The organism is Desulfocastanea catecholica (assembly GCF_054657295.1).
The window spans coordinates 1-23,044 of the sequence record NZ_BAAHYZ010000031.1; the positions used below are offsets into that span (position 1 = coordinate 1).

The 23,044-nt window shown below is 52.2% G+C and carries 20 protein-coding genes and 1 pseudogene; 11 read left to right on the forward strand and 10 right to left on the reverse strand.

The window, feature by feature from the left end; genetic code table 11:
• Positions 1 to 124: 124 nt before the first annotated feature.
• From ACYQ8U_RS19770 to ACYQ8U_RS19810, 9 genes are all read right to left on the reverse strand, one after another.
• Positions 125 to 547, reverse strand: a complete 423-nt coding sequence (locus ACYQ8U_RS19770) for a MaoC family dehydratase (RefSeq protein ID WP_459947291.1) — start codon at positions 545 to 547, stop codon at positions 125 to 127.
• 59 nt (positions 548 to 606) lie between these two features.
• Positions 607 to 2,301 (reverse strand): AarF/UbiB family protein, encoded by a 1,695-nt coding sequence (locus ACYQ8U_RS19775; RefSeq protein ID WP_459947292.1) that lies wholly within the window; start codon positions 2,299 to 2,301, stop codon positions 607 to 609.
• 133 nt (positions 2,302 to 2,434) lie between these two features.
• Entirely contained in the window at positions 2,435 to 3,481 is a 1,047-nt protein-coding gene (locus tag ACYQ8U_RS19780; protein WP_459947293.1) for a GAF domain-containing protein, read from the reverse strand.
• Between the two features lie 31 nt (positions 3,482 to 3,512).
• Positions 3,513 to 4,754, reverse strand: a complete 1,242-nt coding sequence (gene phaC, locus ACYQ8U_RS19785) for a class III poly(R)-hydroxyalkanoic acid synthase subunit PhaC (RefSeq protein ID WP_459947294.1) — start codon at positions 4,752 to 4,754, stop codon at positions 3,513 to 3,515.
• Positions 4,755 to 4,907: 153 nt separating this feature from the next.
• Positions 4,908 to 5,798 carry a poly(R)-hydroxyalkanoic acid synthase subunit PhaE gene (locus ACYQ8U_RS19790; RefSeq protein ID WP_459947295.1) on the reverse strand — a complete coding sequence of 297 codons (891 nt, stop codon included), beginning with the start codon at positions 5,796 to 5,798 and terminating at the stop codon, positions 4,908 to 4,910.
• A 43-nt stretch (positions 5,799 to 5,841) separates the two neighbouring features.
• Positions 5,842 to 6,627 (reverse strand): SDR family NAD(P)-dependent oxidoreductase, encoded by a 786-nt coding sequence (locus ACYQ8U_RS19795; protein ID WP_459947296.1) that lies wholly within the window; start codon positions 6,625 to 6,627, stop codon positions 5,842 to 5,844.
• Between the two features lie 104 nt (positions 6,628 to 6,731).
• Complete coding sequence (locus tag ACYQ8U_RS19800; RefSeq protein WP_459947297.1) at positions 6,732 to 7,208, reverse strand: hypothetical protein; 477 nt, start codon at positions 7,206 to 7,208, stop codon at positions 6,732 to 6,734.
• Positions 7,209 to 7,268: 60 nt separating this feature from the next.
• Positions 7,269 to 9,197: a metal transporter gene (locus ACYQ8U_RS19805; RefSeq protein ID WP_459947298.1), complete on the reverse strand. Its 1,929-nt coding sequence runs from the start codon at positions 9,195 to 9,197 to the stop codon at positions 7,269 to 7,271.
• Between the two features lie 84 nt (positions 9,198 to 9,281).
• The gene (locus ACYQ8U_RS19810) at positions 9,282 to 9,542 is read right to left on the reverse strand and encodes a hypothetical protein (RefSeq protein ID WP_459947299.1); all 261 of its coding nucleotides are present in this window, start codon (positions 9,540 to 9,542) and stop codon (positions 9,282 to 9,284) included.
• Between the two features lie 231 nt (positions 9,543 to 9,773).
• Between ACYQ8U_RS19810 and ACYQ8U_RS19815 the strand changes: the two genes are divergently transcribed.
• The 10 genes from ACYQ8U_RS19815 (at position 9,774) to ACYQ8U_RS19860 (ending at position 21,711) form a co-directional block, all read left to right on the forward strand.
• Positions 9,774 to 10,082, forward strand: a complete 309-nt coding sequence (locus ACYQ8U_RS19815) for a polyhydroxyalkanoate synthesis regulator DNA-binding domain-containing protein (RefSeq protein ID WP_459947320.1) — start codon at positions 9,774 to 9,776, stop codon at positions 10,080 to 10,082.
• A gap of 176 nt (positions 10,083 to 10,258) precedes the next feature.
• On the forward strand, positions 10,259 to 11,299 hold the full coding sequence (locus tag ACYQ8U_RS19820; RefSeq protein ID WP_459947300.1) for a zinc-binding dehydrogenase: 1,041 nt from the start codon (positions 10,259 to 10,261) through the stop codon (positions 11,297 to 11,299).
• A 911-nt stretch (positions 11,300 to 12,210) separates the two neighbouring features.
• Complete coding sequence (locus ACYQ8U_RS19825; RefSeq protein WP_459947301.1) at positions 12,211 to 14,247, forward strand: sigma 54-interacting transcriptional regulator; 2,037 nt, start codon at positions 12,211 to 12,213, stop codon at positions 14,245 to 14,247.
• Positions 14,248 to 14,532: 285 nt separating this feature from the next.
• Positions 14,533 to 15,012, forward strand: coding sequence for a DVU_1557 family redox protein (locus ACYQ8U_RS19830; RefSeq protein ID WP_459947302.1), 480 nt, complete (start codon positions 14,533 to 14,535; stop codon positions 15,010 to 15,012).
• 27 nt (positions 15,013 to 15,039) lie between these two features.
• Positions 15,040 to 15,759: a DVU_1556 family methyltransferase gene (trsM, locus tag ACYQ8U_RS19835; protein ID WP_459947303.1), complete on the forward strand. Its 720-nt coding sequence runs from the start codon at positions 15,040 to 15,042 to the stop codon at positions 15,757 to 15,759.
• Entirely contained in the window at positions 15,756 to 16,220 is a 465-nt protein-coding gene (locus ACYQ8U_RS19840; RefSeq protein ID WP_459947304.1) for a DVU_1555 family C-GCAxxG-C-C protein, read from the forward strand. The genes trsM and ACYQ8U_RS19840 overlap by 4 nt, the downstream gene beginning before the upstream one ends.
• Positions 16,213 to 17,598, forward strand: a complete 1,386-nt coding sequence (trsS, locus tag ACYQ8U_RS19845; RefSeq protein ID WP_459947305.1) for a radical SAM (seleno)protein TrsS — start codon at positions 16,213 to 16,215, stop codon at positions 17,596 to 17,598. Before ACYQ8U_RS19840 ends, trsS begins: the two co-directional genes overlap by 8 nt.
• Positions 17,595 to 18,932, forward strand: a complete 1,338-nt coding sequence (locus tag ACYQ8U_RS19850) for a DVU_1553 family AMP-dependent CoA ligase (protein ID WP_459947306.1) — start codon at positions 17,595 to 17,597, stop codon at positions 18,930 to 18,932. Before trsS ends, ACYQ8U_RS19850 begins: the two co-directional genes overlap by 4 nt.
• 101 nt (positions 18,933 to 19,033) lie before the next feature.
• Positions 19,034 to 21,085 (forward strand): molybdopterin-containing oxidoreductase family protein, encoded by a 2,052-nt coding sequence (locus ACYQ8U_RS19855; protein ID WP_459947307.1) that lies wholly within the window; start codon positions 19,034 to 19,036, stop codon positions 21,083 to 21,085.
• A gap of 95 nt (positions 21,086 to 21,180) precedes the next feature.
• Positions 21,181 to 21,711, forward strand: a complete 531-nt coding sequence (locus ACYQ8U_RS19860; RefSeq protein ID WP_459947308.1) for a MoxR family ATPase — start codon at positions 21,181 to 21,183, stop codon at positions 21,709 to 21,711.
• On the opposite strand, the pseudogene ACYQ8U_RS23570 reads toward ACYQ8U_RS19860, so the two are convergent.
• Positions 21,681 to 21,821: pseudogene (locus ACYQ8U_RS23570) on the reverse strand (hypothetical protein); the annotation flags it as partial. The gene ACYQ8U_RS19860 and the pseudogene ACYQ8U_RS23570 sit on opposite strands and share 31 nt — an antisense overlap.
• Positions 21,822 to 22,205: 384 nt before the next feature.
• On the opposite strand from ACYQ8U_RS23570, the gene ACYQ8U_RS19865 reads away from it, so the two are divergent.
• A complete protein-coding gene (locus ACYQ8U_RS19865) occupies positions 22,206 to 23,006 on the forward strand; it encodes an IclR family transcriptional regulator (protein WP_459947309.1) in 801 nt (266 codons plus the stop codon).
• The last annotated feature ends 38 nt before the right edge of the window (positions 23,007 to 23,044 follow it).

Here is a 23,044-nt window from a genome sequence, read left to right on the forward strand (position 1 = left end):
ATGAAACTGAAAGTATTTATCCAGGGTAAGACATGCGGATCATTTACGAGTTTGGTGCAAAATAATGGGTAGTAAAATAGTTTCGGTGCCAGAGAAACTTCCCGCAAGCAATGACTTTTTGAACTTATATCTTGCGCGGTGGGCTGACAATCGCTTCGCCGTCCAGCACCACAGTGCCTTCCTGGTTGGTGCAGATGGTTTTCAAGCGCACGCGTTTTTTCTCGATCAGGATTTCAATAACTTCCACCGTGGCCGTGACGGTATCGCCGAAAACCACCGGGGCCTTGAAATTGAGAGTCTGTTGCAGGTATATGGTGCCTGGTCCGGGTAGCTGGGTGCCCAGCAAGTTGGAGATAAAACCGGCTGTCAGCATGCCGTGGGCGATGCGGGTTTTAAATCGAGTCTGTTCGGCATAGGCTTGATTGGTGTGAGCCGGATTAAAATCCCCGGTGATCCCGGCATAGAGATAGACATCTGACTCTGATATAGTTTTGCTGAACTGGGCACTCTGTCCAAGTGCCAGCTCTTCGATAGTTTTGCCTTGCATCGCTTCTCCTTTTTATTATTCTTTCAATCATACCAGCCGGCCGCAAGATAACCCATCCCCTAATTTTCAGGTAACCAAGAGCGGCAACCTGTAATATACATAAATAAATCAGTCGAGAGTTTTACCTGTGCCTCGATTATGGAAGAACTCTGCTGCATAGTCTGCTGCCAGATGGTAATGCTTTGATGCAGTGAGAGTTCCAGCAGCGACCGATTGGAGAGAAGGGTGCGATAGTCTTCGGGCTTATCCGCCGAAGGAGTCATCCACTTTCCGCAGCGTACCGGCAACTCCTCCAGCAGCAGCGTGGCAAGATATCTTTCCATCGCTTCTCCCATGGTAAAATCCGGTGAAATATCGTGGAGGACCCCCTCCAGGGTGAAAAATGATTTGCGATAGAGGACGAGTTCCGAAGGAAAAACAAGCCCCTCCATCGTCATTTTTTCCAGCAGACGAAAGGCCTTTTTCAGAGGATCACAATCGACATACTCCTCCGAGACCAACAGTTTTTTGATGGTTGCGGCAAGATATCCCCTATCCATTTTTCCATTCTTATCTGGCCGACAAGCCATACTTTCTATGACCCTGGCTAGAGTCCAGCTATCACTCTTCATGATCCCAAGCAGCAGTTCCATGACATGGATCCGCTGCTTTTTCGACAGGAATCCGGCAAGCGTCCAATCAAGCAATGCCACATCAAAACTGTCAGGAGCACTGCCGGGAACAGCCAGGATATTCCCGGCATGGGGATCTCCATGAAATAACGACAAATCTTCTTTTGCAAAAAGCGGCATGCAAAGGATTGCCTGAAAAGCCAGTTCCGCCAGTTGCAGTCGCTGTTTTTTTGTCCCCTTTATGTCGGTAATCCTTATGCCGTCAATATATTCCATGGCGGTCATTGTTCGCGTACAGAAAGGTGCCAGTTCCGGAATCCGCACGCCAGCCACGCCATCATAGAGTTTTGAGGCTTCATCCAGGTACTCCTGTTCGGCAGTCAAGTCAACCTCCCTGGCAAGATCCCCGCGAATTTCCTGGAAGAGATTGACAAGCTGCATCTCTTGCAGTGCATATCGCTTTCGATTCATTTCAAGACTCGACACCACGTTTTTTAAAATCCGCAGTTCTTCCTGTAGATGGAGGTCGATCTGAGGTTTGAGCACCTTGAAAACCCCTTTGTTGGTCTGACTACTGCCAGGGTTTTGCCAGCAATAGGGAAGGACGGTGGCAACACTGGCCTCGGCGATAATCTGGGGAGATAGCGTGATTTGGCAAGGCGAATTTAGACCTGCCAACTGTGTTCGAATGAAGTTTACTTGATTCTCCGGATCGGTACCGTAGTCACCCTGTTCCAGACGAATAAGCCACTTTTTCAGTTCTGGATCGAGTTGTGGATTGCGGGCAATCACCTGACCAAGTTTGTGCAGCGTTGGAAAGTGGAGGGCCAGGTTCAGCAAGCGCTCTCCGGGGACACTGTGTGCCTTAAGGATAGACTGGTGCAGTATTACCTTGCGAAGCCTGGGATAGGTGGTGCGTGAGAGAAACAATTCGATGCCGTCACGAACCAGTGGTACAAAGCGGGCAAGGCTGGCGGGTACTGCGTCTTCAGGGCGGGCCAGCGATATCAGAAGGGAAGCGGCCTTCTGGCAAAATTTTCGCTCGCCCATCGATTGCACCAGCAGGTCAAGTTGTTTGCCCAACTGCTCCTCGGTGGAGTTGCGAAATGCCTGCATAAGAGCGGCCTGCTCAAGGAGATCCATTATCTTTTTCTTAAAAGAGGTCGGACAGGAATTGAGTTTTCGGCCTGAAGTGCAGGACCGCAAAGAATCGTGCAAAATTGGTATAGCATCGCAATTTCACGACAAGAACCAATTTAAAATCAATTCTGACACACTAAAACCAGGAGCGATGGCTCCAGATATCTTCTTCCAGGGATATCTTGTCTTTTTCGAGCTGCAGGAACATGGAGGCGTTCTGAATAGCCAAACCGCCCTGATGGGCCAGCGCTTTCACCATCAATATAACATCGTCAGGGAATTGACGCTCGACGTCACTGAAAAGGCGCAGGACACCGATAACCTCTTCTCGCACCAGTATGGGCGTGACGATCATGGCAACGATGCCCTCTTTCTTCATGGCCGTCTTGAAGGCTGTACCACAGTCGTTGTCGGTGTCGCTGATGACCATGGTCTCGCCATTTAAGGCGCGCTGAGCTGTTTCCGTGGTGGTAATACGGCCTCCTTCCAGAAAGTCCTTGCTGAGCCCGTGGCTGGCCACCAGTTTTAATTCATTTCGGTCATCATCCAAAAGGCGAATGAGAGCCCCTTTCATCCCGAGCTTGTCGCAGATATTGACAGTGAGGCTATTGAGGACCTGGTGAATGTCCAGGGAGGAATTGATGTTTGAGGCCAGTTCCAGAAACAGCATGGCGTTTTTATGCATCCGCCGATGCAAACGGTTGTTTTCGATGGCAATGCCGGCCTGATCGGCAAGAGCACACAAAAAATCGATTTCTTTTGGCTGGAACTCACGCCGTTCAGCGGTATAGAGCGACAGTATGCCAATATTTTTGTTTTTAATTCTCACCGGCACGGTGAGCAACGACGCAATCCCCTCTGCTTTTTTTGCTTCGTGATTTTCCAGGCGTGGATCACTGGTGGCGTCGGGAAAAGCCAGATAACCATCCTTGTCGAGGGCGGCATTGCACTTTTGTGCCTGCACGGGGTCTGCATGGATATACTTGTCCGACAGTCCAGACTGTGCCTTAGCCACAAAAACATCCTTTCGTTCATCAGCCAGAAACAGGGCTGCCGCCTTGCCTTCCATTGACGTGACGGCATTGTCGACAATCAGGCGCAGCAATTCCTCTCTGGTAGCAGCCGTACCGAAAGCCTTGCTGATCTTGCAAAACGATGTGAAATAGTCCGTCTCCCGTTTCATTAAATCCTCCTCGTGATGTGATCTGTGTGCATTACCTGTTGGGGATTTTAGGTGGCATGGTCCGCCCGGTAATGTTCGGCCCGCCCAGTTTTTCGGCGTTCTTGGTGATGGTATTTTTGTCCTGTGAGTTTTTATGCACTTCTGTCGTTGTCTTGCGAGCCGCTGATTTCTTGCGCACAACCCTTTTTGGGGGTATATGGTCTCGATCTTTTAACCAGCCGGCAATCTTGGGGGCAAACTCTTTCTGGTATTTTGAGCTGACATATATGCCAATGTGTCCGGTGTCCAGGCAGATGTCCTCAGTGTCCTTGCTGCCCACGTGTTTGACTAACTGTTCACAGGCTTCTGGCGGCACCAGATGATCATATTTACCATAGATATTGAGCAGCGGCATGGTCAATTTTTTGAGATCAACCCGTTCGCCCCCGATCTCTAATTTGCTCTGTATAAGCTTGTTGCCTTGATAGCAGTCCTTGATAAATTGACGAAAGACTTCGCCCGGCAAGTCGGGGCTATCGAAAATCCATTTCTCCATGCGCACGAAATTCTCTACGAACTGCTTGTCATCCATGTGCTCCAAGAATCCGACGTATTTGTCAATCATCAGACGGGCAGGGTTGAGCAGCAGAAAACCAAGATTCATCATATCAGCTGGTAAATTACCAAAGGTATCCACCACGCGGTCTACATCGATATTCTCCATCCACACGTGCAGCAATCCTTTTTTCGTAGCAAAGTTGGTAGGCGTGACCGTGGTAACCAGGTTTTTGATTTTTTCCGGGTGTAAAGCAGAGTAGATGACGCTGAAGGTTCCCCCCATGCAGATACCCATGAGATTGATTTTTTCAAGCTTGTGCTGTTCGCGAATGAAATCGACGGTATTGTCCATGTACCCGTTGATGTGATCATCAAAGTCAAGGAAACGGTCTTTTCGCGTTGGATAGCCCCAATCGATCATGTACAGATCGATACCGCTGTCCAAAAAGCGCTCGACCACACTGCGTCCGGGCTGCAGGTCCAGCATGGTCTCGCGGTTGATCAGGGCGTAGGTCACCAGTAAGGGCGTTTTATAACGTATTTTGGTGTGCGGCAGGTAATGTTTCAGTTTGACCCGGTCTTCTTGATACACCACTTCATACGGGGTCTTCGCTATGGTGGTGTCCAGATCGTCCAACAGCACTTCGGATGCTTTGCTGGCGCGGGACTGTGCTTTTTCCGCCTCTTCTGCCAGTTTTGACAGAATCAAATCCACGGGAATTTTCGATTGTGTCATACGCTCCCCCTTTAGGAACCTGATGAATGGATTTTGATACTTTACAGGTGTCGTTTCCGGTCAGGTATTTCGCAACGGCCTAATCTGGTTTGTGCCAGGCGTACCCAAAAAAATGAAGCAGTCGGCTAAAAGAGTCAAATAATCATCAGTGGTTTATTTTTTTTGTTCCTTCTCAAGCTTTCGCAGCCGTTTTTTTAATTCATACAGTTCCCGGGCCATGTCGTCCATGTCTGATTTTCTGGCCACCGGAAGCAGGCTCAGCATGTCCTCGAGAACGGCGTTCTTGGCTGCGGAGAAATCAGCCAGAGCATTGATCGTTCTGGCCATCGTTTCATTATATTCCGGTGTTTGATAAAGGGTCATGTAATGACCTTCAAGCACTTTAACCCACATGTTGTAAAGGACTTTGCTGTCCTCGGGAAGTGTGCCGTTTTCCGCCATATCGCCGATTTTATCCTGCATCACCTGCATTGCTCGGTTGAAGGGGAGGCCCAAAAAATTTAAAAATTCAGCAAGGGTGGACTGAAAAAAGTTGTATTTATCGGCCAGCTGATTGTTTTTTTCCTGATAGGTCCGCATCAAGCCCAGTTGCGGAATCTGGAAGAATTGTTTGAATTCTTTTTCGTAAATATCAGTCCATGTACGGAAAATGTTTTCATCGATATCCTGGAACTCAAAGGCCTTAGCGGTGGCACCCACCCGGCCAAGGCGTTCAATCATCTTCGTCTGCATCTCCCCAAAACCGGCCAAAGAGGTTTGAGCCATGTTAAGTAACATCTCCGGCATGGCACCGCTGCCTTTAAGAAGCGAGGAGATGGACTCTGGCCTCGACATGGCGGCGGCCATTGCCTGCCAATTCTTCAAGGCCGCGTCCATGGTGGCCTGGGCTTTGGCGTTGGCGCTTTTGCCCGCCATTGACCAGGGCTGTTGCGGCCCATAGCCAGCCCATTGACCGGCCATGGGCCCAAAGACGTCGCCCATGGTTTTTATCCAGGTGTCGACCAACGACGCCATACCAATTGGATCTTCTTTTTTCTCATTCATAAAAGGCCTGTCCCTCTTTTAGCAGAAAATACTTTTGCTGCCCCTATCCTTTGGAACCCAAGCGAAGTCCGCCGTTGATAAAAAACACCTCACCGTTCAAGGCTTCGTTTTTGTAGATATCCCCTACCAGCATGGCTACCTCTTCCGGTTCTATCAAGCGACCAATGGGGACCTGGGCGACAATCTTATCAAAAGCCTTTTGGTTCATGCCCTTGACCATGGCTGTGCCCACATAACCTGGCGCCACCGCCATGCAACGAATCCGATCGGCCAAACCCCGCCGGAAAAATTCGGCTGTAATTACCTTGGGCATCACCGACATGGCTGCCTTGGTGGATGCATAGTTGATCTGCCCGGCGGTGCCAAGAGAACCCGTTGAGGAAATGAGGCAGATCAGCCCCCGACAGCCGTGGTTGATCATCCGTTCGCTGCATTCACGTACCGTCAGGAAAACACCGGTCAGGTTTATATCGATGACCTTTTGAAACTGGTCCAGGGACATTTTGTTCGTGACTTTGCCGGTTTCACGGTCCGGAGATACCATCATACCATCCATGATGATACCGGCAAAGGGTGCTACCAGGTTGATTTGGCCAAATGTTTCGATGGCAGTATCCGCTAATGCGCCACACTGCTCCTCCTTGGTAACTTCACACTGTGCTGTGACGACAGCCGTTCCCAATTCCTGTTTGGCCCGATCGAGGGCTTCGGCTACGACATCCCCGATAACCACCTTACCACCATGCTGAACCCAATGTTTGGCTAAGGCAAACCCGATGCCGCTTGCGCCACCGGTGATCACCGCTACAGATCCTTTAATGTCCAACATTATTTCACCTCTTCCCTATGATTATCCAGTGTCTGCAGTCCCGGCTGCGTTTATCTCCGGTTCCCGGCAGTCTTTTAGTGCGATCGAAATGTTTTCATCAGGCTTTAGGTCTTGTCTTTACCAACCTTACTGATACTCTCCATCAGTGCAGTAAACTTGTTGCTTTGCTCTTCCAAAGTACCTTTAAAAAGTTCAAAGAGTTCGGCATGCCCTCGTCCCTCTTGGTTCAGCAGATTACGCAGCTGGGTGATAGTGGTTTGCTGCTGCGCTACTTTTTTTTCGAGTGCTGCGCATTTATCAAGTATTTTTTGGTGCTCAGTTTTGCTGACCAAGCCCCATTGCTCGGCTAATTGCATAAAAGTCTGCTGAAAGTCGTCAATGGCTTTCTGCCAGGTTTGTTCATCCAGCGCACCACCTGGTTCGGCCGTGTTCAAACCATAACAGCGCCGGAACAGCGCTGTTAGGTCATCAGTGCCGGCGAAGCCATGTTTCATCCAGGCGGACATATCTTCAAGCTGTTTTTGACCTTGAGCTACACTGGTGAAGTATTTGCCCCAGAATTCATAAAATTGTCTGTTCATCGGTTCACACCACCTTCATGTCCATTCTGGCCATAGAGTAGAGGTTGAAGCCAAACGAAATTACGGCTTATTTTCACGGTTGTTCAGGTCCGGCTTGGTCGTGACTGTGTTGGGCTTATCTACCTTTTCCGGAGCGGTCTTGGTCACGGCTGTGTTGGGCTTGTCTACCTTCTCCGGAGCGGTCTTGGTCGTAACTGTGTCGGGCTTATTTGCCTTCTGCGACTCAGTCTTGGTCGTCGCTGCGTCGGTCAACGGTACGGGTTTCTTGATATCCGCCGGCACAATTTTGACTTCCGCGCTGTTCTCGACTGGGTCGTTTTTCGAGGTCGTTTTGCCGGTTACCGGATTTTTTTCAACCGGCATTTGCTTCGCAATCCGAGCTTTTGACTGGACGGGTGTCGTGGACGTCGGCTTGGATTCTTGGGACGCTTTTTTTGCCGCTTTGTTCAGGGCAGCATCGAGATCCATATGATAAAGCACCGGTCCGCGATAGTTGCCTTTGCCAAACCGGGTATGCAGAGCACAGGCAGAGTCAGGTGAGGACCAGGAGGTGGCAATAGCCACGTGCCCTTTAGGAAAGGGTGTTACCTCGGCGTCAATAAAATCAAGGGGTGCCAGCGCTGTTTCCTTTTCCACCAGATCATCTTCCGTGCCATAACATATCAGCCAGGGAATTTTCTTCTCTTTCAGTCGTTTTACATTCAACTTTTCACCGAACAATCGTACCGGTAAAGTGCCGTCCTTGGTGATCGGCACATTGTAGGAGGCAAAGCTCATACGGGTGATCTCCAAAGGCAGGTCGTAACGCTCATTGTGGAGCCAGTAATTCAAGGCAGCAGCGGTTTTACTGATCTTGTATTCCCCGTTTTTCTGGCGGGCAAACATCGATAAATCGCGGAAAAAAGCGGCTGCAGGGATCTCATGCTCGATGCTTTTGAGTTTATAGACCCATCCCATCAGCTTGCCGTCGGCCACCTGGTTGCCGTTAGGCAGAACTTTGGTACCATAGGCGAGATCGTTGAATTGCGGCGGCAACTGCGACAGAAAACGGGCCAGACCCTTGCTGCGCGTTCCGTCCATGGGGGACACGCAGGTGATGAAAGCGTCCACCAGGCCATCAAGTTGACCACTGAGCAGATTGCATAGGGCGGTGTATCCCCCCTGACAGTAGCCGTTCAGAGTGACAGGTTTGCCGTGCTCTTTCAAGATAGCCTCACAAAAGAGGCGTGTATCTTTGGCATCATCCTCTGCGGTCATGACCTGCAGGGCCGGTGAAGAATCGATATCTTTGAGGACGCGAATATAGGTGGGAAACCCCTGGTTGGCATAACAGTGCGCGTAACTGCGCTGTTCACCTGGCAAAAATCCTAGAATATTGGCGCCCAACACGAAGGGCGGAATTATCAAGATAGGTTTTGCGTCAGTGCGCGTTTTGACTTGGGTTAACGAAGGGGCAACGCGATAGAGGAGAAAACGATCGGTTTCATCCAGGAGAACATGGTTGCCGCGCTCGAAATGGAAACCATATTCGGGCTCGATGGCATCTATGCTCTTCGGGTAGTTATGAGTCACCATCTCCAGCAGTTCTACCTGACGTTTCGTGTATCGGGCCAGCTTTTCGTGTTTGAGTTCAAAACAACTCTGCTGCAAGGCATCGGTGAGGCCTTGCATCTCCAGCTGCGCATAGGCCGTCATCGTATCAGCAGTACCTTTAATGCTGCGATCCATCAGTTCAAGATTGTTTTGCAGCAGCTTGAGATAGGCCTCAAAACTCTCCGCTGGCGATTCCTCGAGTAAACGTATCCCTTCGACCCTGTTAAAATACTGACTGGCCAGTATGGCGGGAATAAAAAAATCAGTGGTATATCGTAACATACCAGCCCAGTAGGCCTGTGTAGCGGAAAACAGATTTTCAAAAACTGAAAATCCGTCACTGAAGGCATTCATCATTTCAGTGGATGTATTGTGCGTTTTTTTTGCGTCCGGCATACTGTTTACTCTCCTATGCACACCCTTTGACGGACGACCGTTTTGGTCCCCCATCAAAGGATTTTTTCACATTACGTAGTCGGGCTACTCTTTATTAAAATACTCTTCAACTTTAGCATAACTGTCGTCAACCAGCTTTTTGAAATCGTTGCATCCAGTACGATACGCCGACATCCAATCTTTAACGGCTTTCTTGCCTTCTTCTGGTAATCCAGGGGCTTGGTTGAGAAAAGTCTCGAACATCTTCTCATTCTGCTCGTAAACCATGGTCATGGCACTGAAACTGCTGTCGAACGCGGTTTTGTTGAACTGAATCATCTGCTTGGCAATCTGTTTTTGGTCCATTTGTTATCCTCCATCTTTATTTAGGGTTGTTCACCTGCTTCCAAGTGTGTTTGGTGTGTTAAGTCGTTAGGATGTAGGATAGCAGTAACCTAAAGCCTTGTCAATGAATTATGTTGCGGCGCACAAAAAAATAAACAATGATGTATTTACATCGCAATTATAATGCGTTATATATTATCCCTGTGTGCAATATAGTTACAGATGACGGATATGGTTGAGGTACTCTACGGTATGTTTTTGCATTGCCAGGTTACTATTAGAGACAAACAGGGGGGGCAGATTTTGACAGACAGTTTGATTTTCAAGAAATATGCAAACAGGCGCCTCTACAGCATGTCGGACAGTAAATATGTAACTCTTGGCGACATGTCCGAGCTCATCTGCAAGGGCCACGAGGTAAAGGTCATCGATGCCAAGACCAAGGAGGACGTCACCGCCTTTATTCTCACCCAGATTATCCTTGAACAAACAAAAAACAAGAACACCTTGCTGCCGGTACCGCTCCTGCACTTTATGATTCGATATAGGATGATATATTGATCAGGTATCTGGGAAACTGAAAATCGCGCATGGCAAGATTCTTTTCAACACAATATATAAGCCATCGTTGTTGGTATACACCCAAAGGAAATATGATCTGAGATTGTCCTTTGTACCTCTTATACCCAGTTTTGATCTGATTCTATATCGATGAAACTCAACGTCCTTCCTGCTCGATGATCAGCTCGCCGTCCTCGACCGATGTCCTGAACCAGAAAATGCCGGGCAACGGCATCGGGATCAACGGCGGGTTTTCGAGCTACATTCCCGTACCTTCCATCGACCTTTGCGAAGTGAAAGATCGCCGGGAGATTTCCTTGGAGCAGTTATCGGTGGTGGCAGACGCCGGAATGACGCCTTTTCAGGCCGCCAAGCGGGTGCAGCACGAGATCGGCGACGACGAGATCGTCATCGGTGTAGGCGGGGTTGGGCAATACATGGTCCAGATCGCCAAGGCCTTGGGGGCAGAATGCGTGATTGTCGTTGACATCAACAAGGAACGGCTTGACAAGATGCTGGGCTATGGCGTGGATGTCGCGATCAACAGCATGGGCAAGCCGATCAAGGACGTGGTCGGCGAATTCAAAGGGATTCAAAAACAGCTCGGGCTTCCCGGTTTCGGCTGGAGGATCTTCGAGGTCTCCGGCACCCGGCCGGGTCAGGCGGCCGCCCTGGCACTGCTCAGTTTCACCGGTAAGCTTATGATCGTCGGGTTCGGTATGCAGAAGGTCGAGTATATCATCAGCCGGCTGATGGCCTTCGATGCGGAGATCATCGGAACATGGGGATGCCTCCCGGAATATTTCAGTGTCTGTGGGTACGGAAAGTGGCAGGTCGAACTGCCAATACCATTTTGTGGGCCTTTGTTGGCCATCTTGGCTGTCTGTGGTCTTATCAAAGAGCAATTCAAGCGACGTTTACCAGAAGACGTCGCACGTTATATGACCTTTCAGCCGAATCGGTTAATTCGATTAAAAATGGCGTTTTACCTTTTTACGACGCCATTAACATTGACGAGACCGGCTGGAAAGACAAAGGCAAGAGATGCTACCTCTGGACCTTTGTCACCGTCCGCGTCGCCTTCTTCCTTGTTTCTCCCAACGGAGGCGCCAAGGGATAGTTCGGTGCCGGTAGACTGCTGTCTACAACCAAAACGACTGGGAGGCGAAATCCTTCCAGTCGTTTTCTTTGACAGGATACAGGTAGTGTTTTTTTGAGATTTTTTGTCTATTCTAAGATGAGAATCTACAACGGTTGGCACAGATGGTTAGGTATGTTGGTTGGTACTCAAACCGGATGCGGGGTGACAGACGCAAGGCCGAAGAGGTAGAGGGAAAATGTGAGCAGAAGGTTGGGGAGTACAATGTAATTGTTGTGAGCCTTTTCAGGGCAAAAAAGGTGCCACCTCTGATTTAGCGGGAATGCATCAAAAAAGTATGTGAGGTGGACCCGCTTCTTTGCACTCACTGTGGGTGGCTTGATGAAAATTATCAGCTTCATCCATGAACGGAAGGTGATTTAAAAGATCTTGGTTCATCTTGGTTTATCCGAGGAAGCAAAGCCAAAGCGGGAAAGGGAACCACCGTCTACCCCAAGGGTTGAGACGATTATTGAACCGTATGATGATGGCTGGCCTGACTATGGGGAGTCCTTTATTGAGATGCAAAGACTGTGATTGCATGGGACGGGGAAGTGTTGCCATAGTATCACTAGACTGAAACACAATGATATCTGGAAGTTGATATCCATGCAGTGATAATTGATGACAATGCTGTAGCCTGGTGGAGTTGGCGTGAATCCGCGTGAGCCGGAAAGGCAGGGGACCTGGCAGGAGCCAAGTGGGCGAACAAAAAAATCTTGTAATATCGGACTGAAAAGGATTACGATAATAATCGTAAATGTAGCGGCTTCAATCGGGAAGCCGTATTTTAGGAATTCCTTAGAAAGCGATTTCTTATCACCCTCACCATCACACCATCACCATCACTTTACAATGTAGAAAGTAATCTGAAATCGCTCCTGCCTGCGAAAGCCGGTGATCGGCTGCAGCGCCACCTAAACAGCTGCTAACAGGATCTTGCGGCCGGATTGATTCAATTCAGCCCTCCCGAACAAGAGGAAACGCGACATGCTGGTCAGTGAAATCATGGTCCCAACCAAGGCTCGGATCCACCCCTGGGAGAGTATTCGTCGGGCCGTCCAACTCTTGAAAAGCTCTAAGTTTAATGGCTTGCCGGTGGTCGACGAAACCGACCAGCTGATCGGCTACTTCGGCCGCTCGAATCTGTTCGACTGTCTTTTGAACGACCCCAGCCTTGACCGCCCGATTGATGGCCACTACATCCACGAGGTTGTCTATCTCCGGGAAGATAAAGCTTACGAAAGTCTTTCGGAGCTGTCCCATTGGCTGTCGACCTCTCGGGTGGGACAGACAATCGTCGTGGATATGGCCAACCAGCCGATCGGCATGCTGACCCAGGCCGGTTCGGTCATCGATCTTCTCAACCGGTCCGAATATCTGTACAACGAATTGGCGACAGTGCTGGAGAATGTTCAGGCGGGGATTCTAACCACCAGCGACAACGGTGTCGTCACCCTGGCTAACCAATATGCCAAGGACCTCCTGCCCGAAATTCGCACCGGAGATTATGTCGGCACCTATTTCGCCGATTTGAAACAGGACTTTTCGGTCATCCTCAATGGCGACTGGATCGCTCCGCGAAAAATAGAGCATCAAACGCTGAAACTGATCGTCACGGCGGTCCCCATTTATCAGAACGCTCGGGTCCGGGGTGTGACCTTTGTCATCCAGGATCTGACCGATGTCGAAGGGATCGCTCACGAGCTCGACAGCGTAAAAAAATTGAAAACAACCCTGGAGATGGTCCTGGAAGTTGCCTACGAGGGGGTCGCGGTGCTCGATGAACAAAATCTTATCACCCTGGCTAACGCACGTTTCTGCGCCAAGGCGGAGCGATCCAAAGAAGCGGTTATCGGCCAACATATCCATAAATTCATCCCCATGATCAATAACGACACGCCACTGCAAGTTCTTGAAATAAAAAGTAAACCTTGCGTTCTTTCCACTCTGCCCATGAGCCAGGAAGATGGCGCCAAAGGTGTGGTGGTCAAGATCTACGAGGATCTTGATCAACTGACCGAGGTCATGCAGCAGCTCAATCGTTTAAACATGCAGCTCGATTATTATAAGAACGAACTGTATAAGGCCAACGGAACCAGCTACACCCTGAGCAGCATCATATGTAAAACCGATTCGGTAAACCAGATCAAAGCCAAAATCCTCAAGGTGTCCCGCAGCAATTCGACCGTTCTGCTCATTGGCGAAAGCGGCACCGGCAAGGAATTGTTTGCCCATTCAATTCACAATGCCTCCGACCGTCACAAGGAACCGTTCATCAAGGTCAACTGTTCGGCCATCCCCACGGAACTGGCGGAAGCCGAGCTGTTCGGTTATGACGAAGGGGCTTTTACCGGCGCCCGAAAACAGGGGAAACCCGGAAAGTTCGAGCTGGCAGATGGCGGCACGATCTTTCTGGATGAAATCGGCGACATGCCGTTCCTGTTGCAGGGAAAGCTGCTGCGCGTCATCCAGGAGAAAGAGATTGAAAGGGTCGGAGATACCAGGACCCGCAAGGTTGATGTTCGCATTATTGCCGCCACCAATAAAGACCTCAAGAGCCTGGTCAGTGAAGGCACCTTTCGCGCGGATCTCTATTTCAGAATAAACGTCATTGAGTTCAACATACCGCCGTTGCGCGAGCGCAGGGCCGACATTCAAGTCTTGACAGAGCACTTCATCAAGAAATACAACAGCTCCTTCAACAAGCAGGTGAGTGGCATTAGCGGCCCGGGGCTGGCGGCGCTGGAGCAGTACCACTGGCCCGGTAACATCCGGGAGCTGGAAAACATTATTGAGAGAATCCTAAACTACGTGGATCGAGATCTGATTGAGCTGCAGGATATCCCCGAGGAGATCAGGTCGCCGCGACATCAGGTCAGCATCAGCGGGCAGAGTCTGGAAATGATGGAGCAGGAAGCGATTCGGGCCGCTCTGGCCGAAGCCCAGGGCAATAAATCAAAAGCCGCCCGTTTGTTGGGTATCAGCAGATCGAAATTGTACGAAAAGCTTTCACGCCTTGGCTAAACAGCAACCAGGTGATGTGTCCGGGAAGCAGACAACTGTCTGCTTCCCGGACAGTTTTTGACCTGGCCTGGATGTACAGATTTACCTCCCCTGGGATTAACCCCATTCCCATCTCCCCGAGTTCTCGACCAATGCACGGCTCAGCGAGGCCGAAAAAAGACCATCTCGGCAAAACGGTACGAAGATTGCTTTGACTCTGGTAGCTTCCATAGCAATCAATCGGCAATTAACCAATAATCAAGAAACAAGCCTCGCGGGCAAACCTCAGCATCAGATGGAGACAGCATGAGCAACGAACACCAAACTCCGCTGCAAATTGACCTGCAACTGCAAAAGTTGCTGGACGAGAGGGGTATTCGCCAAGAGACCCTTCAGCAAGTGATTTCCTCCGCTGAAGCCGACCACCGCTTTTATACCGATCCTGTCACCGGACATCAGCTTGCCTATCTCAGTCTTCCCCAGGTGACTTACTGGGTGGAATATCAAAAGGTGGCGCAGGGATACACCATCTTCAGCGCCTATTCCCATCGCATGAAAATCCTCGAAGGCTTCAATTTACCGCCCAAGCAGGCCGCGGCCCCCTTGACCTGGTGTTGCGCCGCTTGTGAGCTCGCGCTGGAAATGGCGACCGTCAAGCTGACCTACCTGGATGAAACCTTCGCCGTAGAACTGCCTGCCTGCCCAAGCTGTCAGCGGGTTTTGATCAGTGAGGAAAACGCCGTCCAGAAGATGGCCCTGGCGGAGAAGATGCTTGAGGACAAATAACCCGAACCTTTGCGCTCTGGCCGAATTATGACCACCATGACCGAATGGCAACTGAAAAAGTCGCGCACCCTGCTGGATGCCGCTGAGGGGACCTTGAGACCAGGCGGAGTCGGTCTCACGACAGAAGCTCTTGAGGTCTGCCGATTCGCCCAGGGGAGCCGAATATTGGATGCCGGATGCGGCACCGGGGTTACCGTTCGGCATTTATCGAGTCGCGAAAATTACAAGGTTTTCGGCATCGACCGCTCTCCGAGTCTGCTTGCCGAAGCCTGCAGCCAAGCGCATCGACCTGTGCTCATCTGCGGAGACCTGGAGAGCTTGCCCTTTGCCAACCAAAGTTTCGACGGAATTATCTGCGAATGTACGTTATCGCAAACCAGGGTCAGCGCCGTCCTGGCTCAATTTGGCCGCGTGCTGCGGCCAGGAGGCGCTCTTATCCTGACCGATCTGTACCGAAAGCGGACGCCAAAAAGCCCGCTGTCCGGCTTTAAAGAGAGAGATTCTTTGGCAACGAAAGACCAAACCATAGACCTGCTGAAAACCGCCCAATTTCAGACGACCCACTGGCAGGACCGAACCGGCGACCTGAAGCAACTGGCGTTTCGCCTGATCATGGCTCCAGGAGCATGTCTGGACAATCTGTTCGGCTGGAGTCGGCAGAGCGGTGACGCGCAGGAACAGGCGTTGCGCAACGATTGGCAGTCGCTCGGTTACCAGCTGCTGATTGCCCGGAGAATGACGATATGACCCGAGAACTGTCCGGAGAACTTCAGTTGAGCGATCTCTTCTTTGAGATCCTGACCCTCAATCAAGGCGGCTATTGCTGCAGCCAGATCATCATGAAGCTGGCGTTGCGCGAGCTTGGCCAGGAGAACCCGGAGCTGGTCCGGGCGATGGCGGGGCTCTGTTTTGGCGCGGGTTCGCCCGAAGGAGACTGCGGGGTCCTGACCGGGGCGGCATGTGCTCTATCGCTGAGCATGGGAACTGCAGAGCTGCCGGACTCGCGCCTGCCCCTTCTGCTCAGCGAACTGGCCGACTGGTTCAACGCCCGGGCAGAAGGCGCCTACGGCGGGACGAGTTGTGCGGCGATTCTGGCGGCTAGTCCCAACAAGCGCGCCTGCATGGACCTGTTGGCGGCCACAACTGAAAAATTACGGGCCTTGTTGGCCAACTCCGGAGCCGCAAAGAACGGTGATAATTATGTCTGAGGTTCATGTAAAAAGACTGGCTGCCACCGAGAGTGTTTGTCCGGTGTGCCTCAAGCTGCTCCCGGCTGCGGTGGTCTCTCGCGGCGATGAGGTTTTTCTGGAAAAGACCTGCAAGGACCACGGCTCCTGGCAGACGCCGATCTGGCGCGGAGGCCCCAGCTACCAAGAGTGGCAACGACCGAAAACGCCTACGCACCCGGAGTTGCCCTACACCCGGGTCACGGACGGCTGTCCTTACGACTGTGGGCTTTGCCCGGAGCACCGGCAGAACCCCTGCTCGGTGCTGCTGGAAGTGACGCAGAAATGCACTCTCGGCTGTCCGGTCTGTTTTGCCGACAGCAAGGCGACGGCAGCGGCCGAGACCGATCCGTCCCTGGCCGTGATCGAGAACTGGTATGAGCGGGTCATGGCGGCTGCCGGCCCCTGCAATATTCAGCTCTCAGGCGGGGAGCCGACCATGCGCGACGACCTGGAAGAGATCATCGCCCTGGGACGGAAGCACGGCTTTACGTTCATCCAGCTCAACACCAACGGTCTGCGGCTCGCTCAAGAAGCAGGTTATGCCCAAAAGCTCGCCAGGGCCGGCCTGACAACGGTTTTTCTACAGTTCGACGGTCTCGACGAGCGGATTCATCAGCAGTTGCGGGGGCGCTCGCTGGCCCTGCAGAAATTGACCGCTATTGAACGCTGCGGGGCAGCGGGTTTGGGTGTTGTCCTGGTTCCGACCCTGGTTCCCGGGGTGAATACTGAAGATATCGGTGCCATCATCCGCTTTGCGCTGGAGAAGGTGCCGCTGGTCAGAGGGATTCATTTTCAGCCGATCAGCTACTTCGGACGCTTCGCTGAGGGTCCCTCTTCCGGCGAACGCTTCACCCTGCCGCAGGTTATGCAGGCCATCGAAGCCCAAACCGAGGGTCTGATCCAGGCGAGTGACTTTATCCCGCCGGGGACTGAACATGCGCGCTGTTCCTTCCACTGCAGCTTCATGATTCTGCCCGACGGCCGCTTGCGGCGGATCAGTTCTGCCTCCGGCAGTTGCTGCGGCACCGAGGACGGGCGCCAGGGCCTGCTCAAGACCATCGACTCCATGGCCAGGCAGTGGTCGGCGGTTCCGGGCGGTCAAGCCCAGAGCAAGCCGCTTGTCGGTGAGGAGAGGACCATGGACCTTGATGCCTTTCTGGAGATGGCCAGCACGCACAGCCTGTCGATCTCCTGCATGGCCTTTCAGGACGCCTGGAATCTCGATCTGGAGCGCCTGCGAAACTGTTGTATCTCGATCATGTCCCCGGCAGGGAACCTGATCCCCTTTTGCGCCTACAACCTCACAGGTCAATACGGCAAGTCGCTCTATCGCAACCGCCAGGAATCATGCTTATGAACAAGACGCCGCTGGAAAACTGGATTCGCGACAAAGTGGTCCCGGCAGGTGCGGGTGCACTGACCACCTCGCTGCTGGAAGCCTATCAACTGGAGAAGATCCGCGAGCTGGTCGCTTTTGCCCGACAGGAGAGTCCGTTTTACCGTCAGCGGCTGGCTGAAGTTGACCTCGACAGTCTGGGTGATTTTGCCGGCTTCGAAAAGTTGCCGTTTACCACCGCGGCCGATCTTCGGGTCCAGGGCATGAAAATGCTCTGTACTCCGCTGGAGCAGATTGAACGAATCGTCACTCTGCGGACCTCGGGAACCACCGGTGAGCCCAAGAGGGTGTTTTTCACCGCCGAGGATTTGGCGGCAACGGCCGACTTCTTCCGCTGCGGCATGTCGACTCTGGTCCAGCCGGGGGAGACCGTTCTCATTCTGCTGCCGGGCGAACGGCCGGACAGCGTCGGCCATCTGTTAGCAAAAGCCCTGGCCGGATCGGGGGTCAAGCCGGTCGTGCTGGGACCGGTGACAGATGGTGCGGCCACCCGCGCGGAGCTGTTGAATCATCCTTCGGCCTGCCTGGTCGGTATCCCGACCCAGCTCCTGTCCCTGGCGAGAACCGATGTCGACGGCATCATCGCCAAGGGATGGGTGAAAAGCGTGTTGCTGTCGACCGATTACGTGCCTGAGGCAGTTCAGGTGGAGCTGGAACAACGGTGGGGCTGTCGAGTCCTGACCCACTACGGTATGACCGAGACCGGGCTGGGGGGTGGCGTCGAATGCGAGGCCAGGGCCGGTTACCATCTGCGCGAGGCCGATCTGTACACCGAGATCATCGATCCCGCGACCGGGAAAAGGGTTGCCGATGGCGTCAGGGGAGAAGTCGTCTTTACCACGCTGCGGCACCGCGGAATGCCGCTGATCCGCTACCGCACCGGGGACCTGGCCAAGATGCTGGCAGAACCATGCCCCTGCGGGACGGTGCTGAAAAGGCTGGCGCGGGTGCAGGGGCGAATCGATTCCTGCGTGCCTCTGCAGCACGGGCTGAACCTCAGCATGGCGGCCCTGGACGAGTCACTCTTCCCGATTCCCGGATTACTGAATTTTAGCGCCAGCGTCAACCGCGAGGCCGGTCAGGATCAGCTTCACCTGTGTTTCCAGGTTTGTCAGGGCACCGAAGAGAGAGTCGCTCGCGAAGCGCTTGGAGTGCTGTTACGGAGCGAACCGGTGGCAACCCTTTTCCGGCGGCGGGCACTGGCCATGGGGAGCATCAACTTCAATGCGGCGGGCTGGTTCACCAGCGGCACCGGAAAACGCCGAATAATTGATGATCGACAGCGGCAAGGCTGATGAAGACTGCCAAATATTTCAATCAGAAGCAACACACATAGAGGTTCAGATCCTGTGGCTATGGTTCGAACCAACTGAAGAACAATAAAAGGAGAAGTGAAATGGCAGAGAAAAAAACGATTTTTACCGCCTGTTGCCTGTGTTACCAGAGCTGCGGGGTGGAAGTAACCGTAGAAGACGGCAAGGTCACCAAGGTGAAAGGGCAGGATTCACACCCGCTCAATAAAGGGAAGCTCTGTGTCAAGGGGCAGGCGATGATCGAGCATCTCTACCACCCGGACAGGCTTAAGTACCCGCTGAAAAAGGTGAACGGAAAGTTTGAACGGGTTTCCTGGGAGCAGGCTTTCACCGAAATAGCGGCTAAACTCAAAGCACTCAAGGAAGAGTTCGATCCCTCTGTGCTCGGGTTTTTCTGCGGCTCCATCGGCGTCGAAAACCTCGAATTGGGTTCGCTCACCCATCGCTTCAAAGCCGCTTTCGGTTCCTCCAACTTCTTCTCGGTTGAGAGTATCTGCTTCCGCATGAGAATCCGGGCCCGCCAGATCACCTTCGGCAAGTATCCGGTCGAAGAGATGGATTCAAAACTCTATATTCTCTGGGGTCACAACCCGGCGGCTTCCGACTTCGCCTTGGGTATCGCCATCCAAGAAAACCTGAAGAAGGGGGCGAAGGTCGTGGTCATCGACCCGCGCAGGATTCCCCTCGCCGATCAGGCCGAAATGTACATGTCGATACGTCCCGGTACCGACGGCGCGCTGGCGCTGGCGCTGATCAACGTCATCATCAACGAGAACCTTTACGACAAAGAGTTCGTTGAAAAGTGGACCTTCGGCTTCGACAAGCTGGTACCGCATATTCAGCAATACACCCCCGAGTGGGCCGAGAAAATTACCTCGGTCAAAGTCGCGGATATCCGCGCGCTGGCGCGGCTCTTCGCGACCACCAAAGGGGCGAGCATCTGCCACGGCACCTGCACCCAGGATCAGCAGGCCAACGGCAGCCAGACCGGCCGCGCCATGGCCATTCTGCAGTCGATCACCGGCAACATCAATGTCCCCGGCGGCTGGGTGATCAGCCCGCGGCTGCGCCTCGCCGACGTCAGCCTGCCCTTCCCGGGCAAGCCCTTGGGCGCCGAGGAGTACCCGCTCTTCTATGAGCTCTGGAATCGGACCAGCCCCTACGCCGTCATGAACATGGTCCCCGAGAGTATCCCGAGCAAGATCAAGGCCTTTCTGGTCTCGGGCGGGAACCCGCTGGTCACCATGTCCGACTCGAACGCGCTGACCGAGGCTTTCAAAAAACTCGACCTGCTGGTGGTCTACGATCAGTTCCTGACCGAAACCGCCCAGCAGGCCCATTACGTGCTGCCGGCGGCTAATCAGCTGGAGTTCTGGGGCCTTGGCTACAACTATAACGTCTGCCACTGCCTCCCCTATTTGATGCTGCGCGAGCAGGCGGTGGACCGTTACTACGAATGCAAGACCGTCCTCGAATTCTATAAGGAATTTGCTGAAGCCTGCGGGTTCGGTGATCAGTTTCCCTGGCAGAACGACAGGGAACTCGTGGCTCACGAGCTGGAGCCATGCAGCCTGAAATTCGATTATCTGCATGAAAATCCGGAGGGTGGTTTCTATCAGGAGAAGACCTACGAACTGAACGAGCGCTCTTTCGCCACCCCGACCGGCAAGATCGAGCTCTACAGTGAAGCTTTCGAGCGCCTGGGGCACAGCCCGCTGCCAACCTATCTGGAGCCGGAAAAGAGTCCTCAAGGTCCTCGTTGGAAGGAGCTGGGCGAGGAATACCCGCTGGTCTTGTCGACCGGCCTGCGCACCATCCACTATAACGGCTCCCAGTTGCACAACCTTGAGTCGATGCAGAAGCTGGCGCCGCACCCTCTTGCTGAACTGGGTCCGAAAACCGCGGCGCAATACGGGGTCGCACATGAGGATGACGTGCTTATCACAACCGATCGCGGCTGGGTGAAGATGAGGGCCAAGGTCAGTGAGCGCACCATGGAAGGGGTGGTTCTGGTCCCGCACGGCTGGCCGGGCGAGGGGAACTGCAACCGCTTGACCGACACCAACTGCCGGGAGCCGATCATGGGCTATCCGCAGTGGAAGGGGCTGCTGTGTAACATCAAAAAAGCGGTGTAAGTGGTCTTTTGAACAGCGACTTCGCGGGGCATGCGGGGATTTCCGTCATGCCCCGCGAAGGTTTAGCAGAGAACCTCCCCAAAGAAAGGTGGCCGATGTCCGATCACCCATTCCATCAGTTCAGCGGGACCGAGGGGTATGTTGCTTCGCGGGCGCTTCAAGATGCGATCAACGTCGTTCTCGCCCTGGAAAGGCCCCTGCTGCTCAAGGGGGAATCTGGCATTGGCAAGACCCTCCTGGCGCATCATGTCGCCGCAGCGCTGGGGATGGAGCTGCTCGATTGGATTCTCGCTCTGCTGGCTAGCAGGGCGCAACTCCCCAAAGGGCAAGAGGTTGATCTGAACGCTGTCCCCCCTTTAGGTACCCCGATCAAGTTGGAGGAGGATGCCAACAACCTGTCGCGTCGCGCTGCCAGAACTACCGACCACTTCAAGTATTTTCGCGCCTTCTATTTTCACAATTGCATCTACGAAAAACTCTATACTGATTTCGAAAAGAACAGCTTTGTTACCACGGCGGAACTGATGCGTGAGTACGGCAAGCGTTACCGCCTCATCCTGGTCGGCGATGCCGCCATGTCACCCCCATGTATTGTTTTTTGGCTGTCATTGATTTCACCAAGATAGAGAATCTGTCTCTGACAGACTTTGCCGTTCGGTAACCTCTGGTTCTCAACTTTGGACCAGTACCGATGCTCCTTGCCATCTTTATATCGTTTTTTGGCTCGTAGAAACATGCCCGTATTTTGTCGGATATTTCCAATAAATCAAGAGGGTAGATCGGCACCACAAGCAGTTTCGATGAATCGGAAAGGTAATTTCAACAGGTTACGCCTGTATTTAGGCTCAAATCAGCGGAAATTGGCCAAGAACTGCGAAAGATGCTCTAGTCTACTTGGACTAACCGACCTCCTGAGCTGCTGCGTACTTCGGCTGGATTGCCGACATCCAAGAAGTAATGAATTCTGAAGTAACTTTTGATTTCAACTTTGATTATTTCTTGACATAGACGAACCAGTCGGTTTATATAGAGGACACTCTATCTCCATAGAGAGCAAAATGAGTAAAGTCTACCTGAAAAGGATTTACGGATAGAGCGCATAAAAGGGGTAACAGGTCAAATGACACTGAATTTCAAAAGGGTTCCTGCCATCGAAAAATGTTTTTCTATTCTTTCGCTTCTGGCCGAAGAAAAACGTTCACTTGGCTATAGTGAGATTGTCAGGAATCTGGACCTGAACAAAAGCACGGTATTCAATATTCTCCACACGCTGAACGAACTCGATATCCTAGAAAAAGACTCCAATGGGCAGTTTCGACTTGGTCCCAGTCTTTTTATCCTGGGAAATGCGGCTGCCGGTGGCTCCGAACTGATCCAGGCTGTACATCCTTATCTTGAGGCAATAAATAACCGATTTAAACTGTCTGCATTTTTCGGGGTTCTAGCAGAGCATGAAGTGATCATAGTGGACAAGGCTGACCAGGCAATTCCGATAAAAATTTCTTCGGAAGTGGGCATGAAAATTCCAGTTTTTGCAGGGGTTGCAGGCAAGGCTCTTTTGGCACAACTCCCCTCTGACAAAATTGATGCAATTCTCTCGCAAATAACCCCTAAAATATATACGAAAAATACTATTGTAGATAAGACTGCGTATAAACAAGAAATACTGAACATTAAAGAAAGCGGGATTGCCTATGACCGGGAAGAATATATTGAGGGGCTGACGGCAGTTGCAGTCTCTTTTAAAACGTACAGAAAAGAACTTCAGGCGGTTATTTGGGCAGTGGGACTGAAACAGGAGTTTAAGGCAGATATCATGAAGGAGATCTCTCTATTTCTGCTGGACATTAAGAAGCAGCTCAATCAGCGTTTCTCAATGATTGCAGGCCCGCCTGGCAAAATCGCCAGGGAGTTGAACTAATCTTGTAATAGGTAAATATATTCTGACTTTCATCAAAA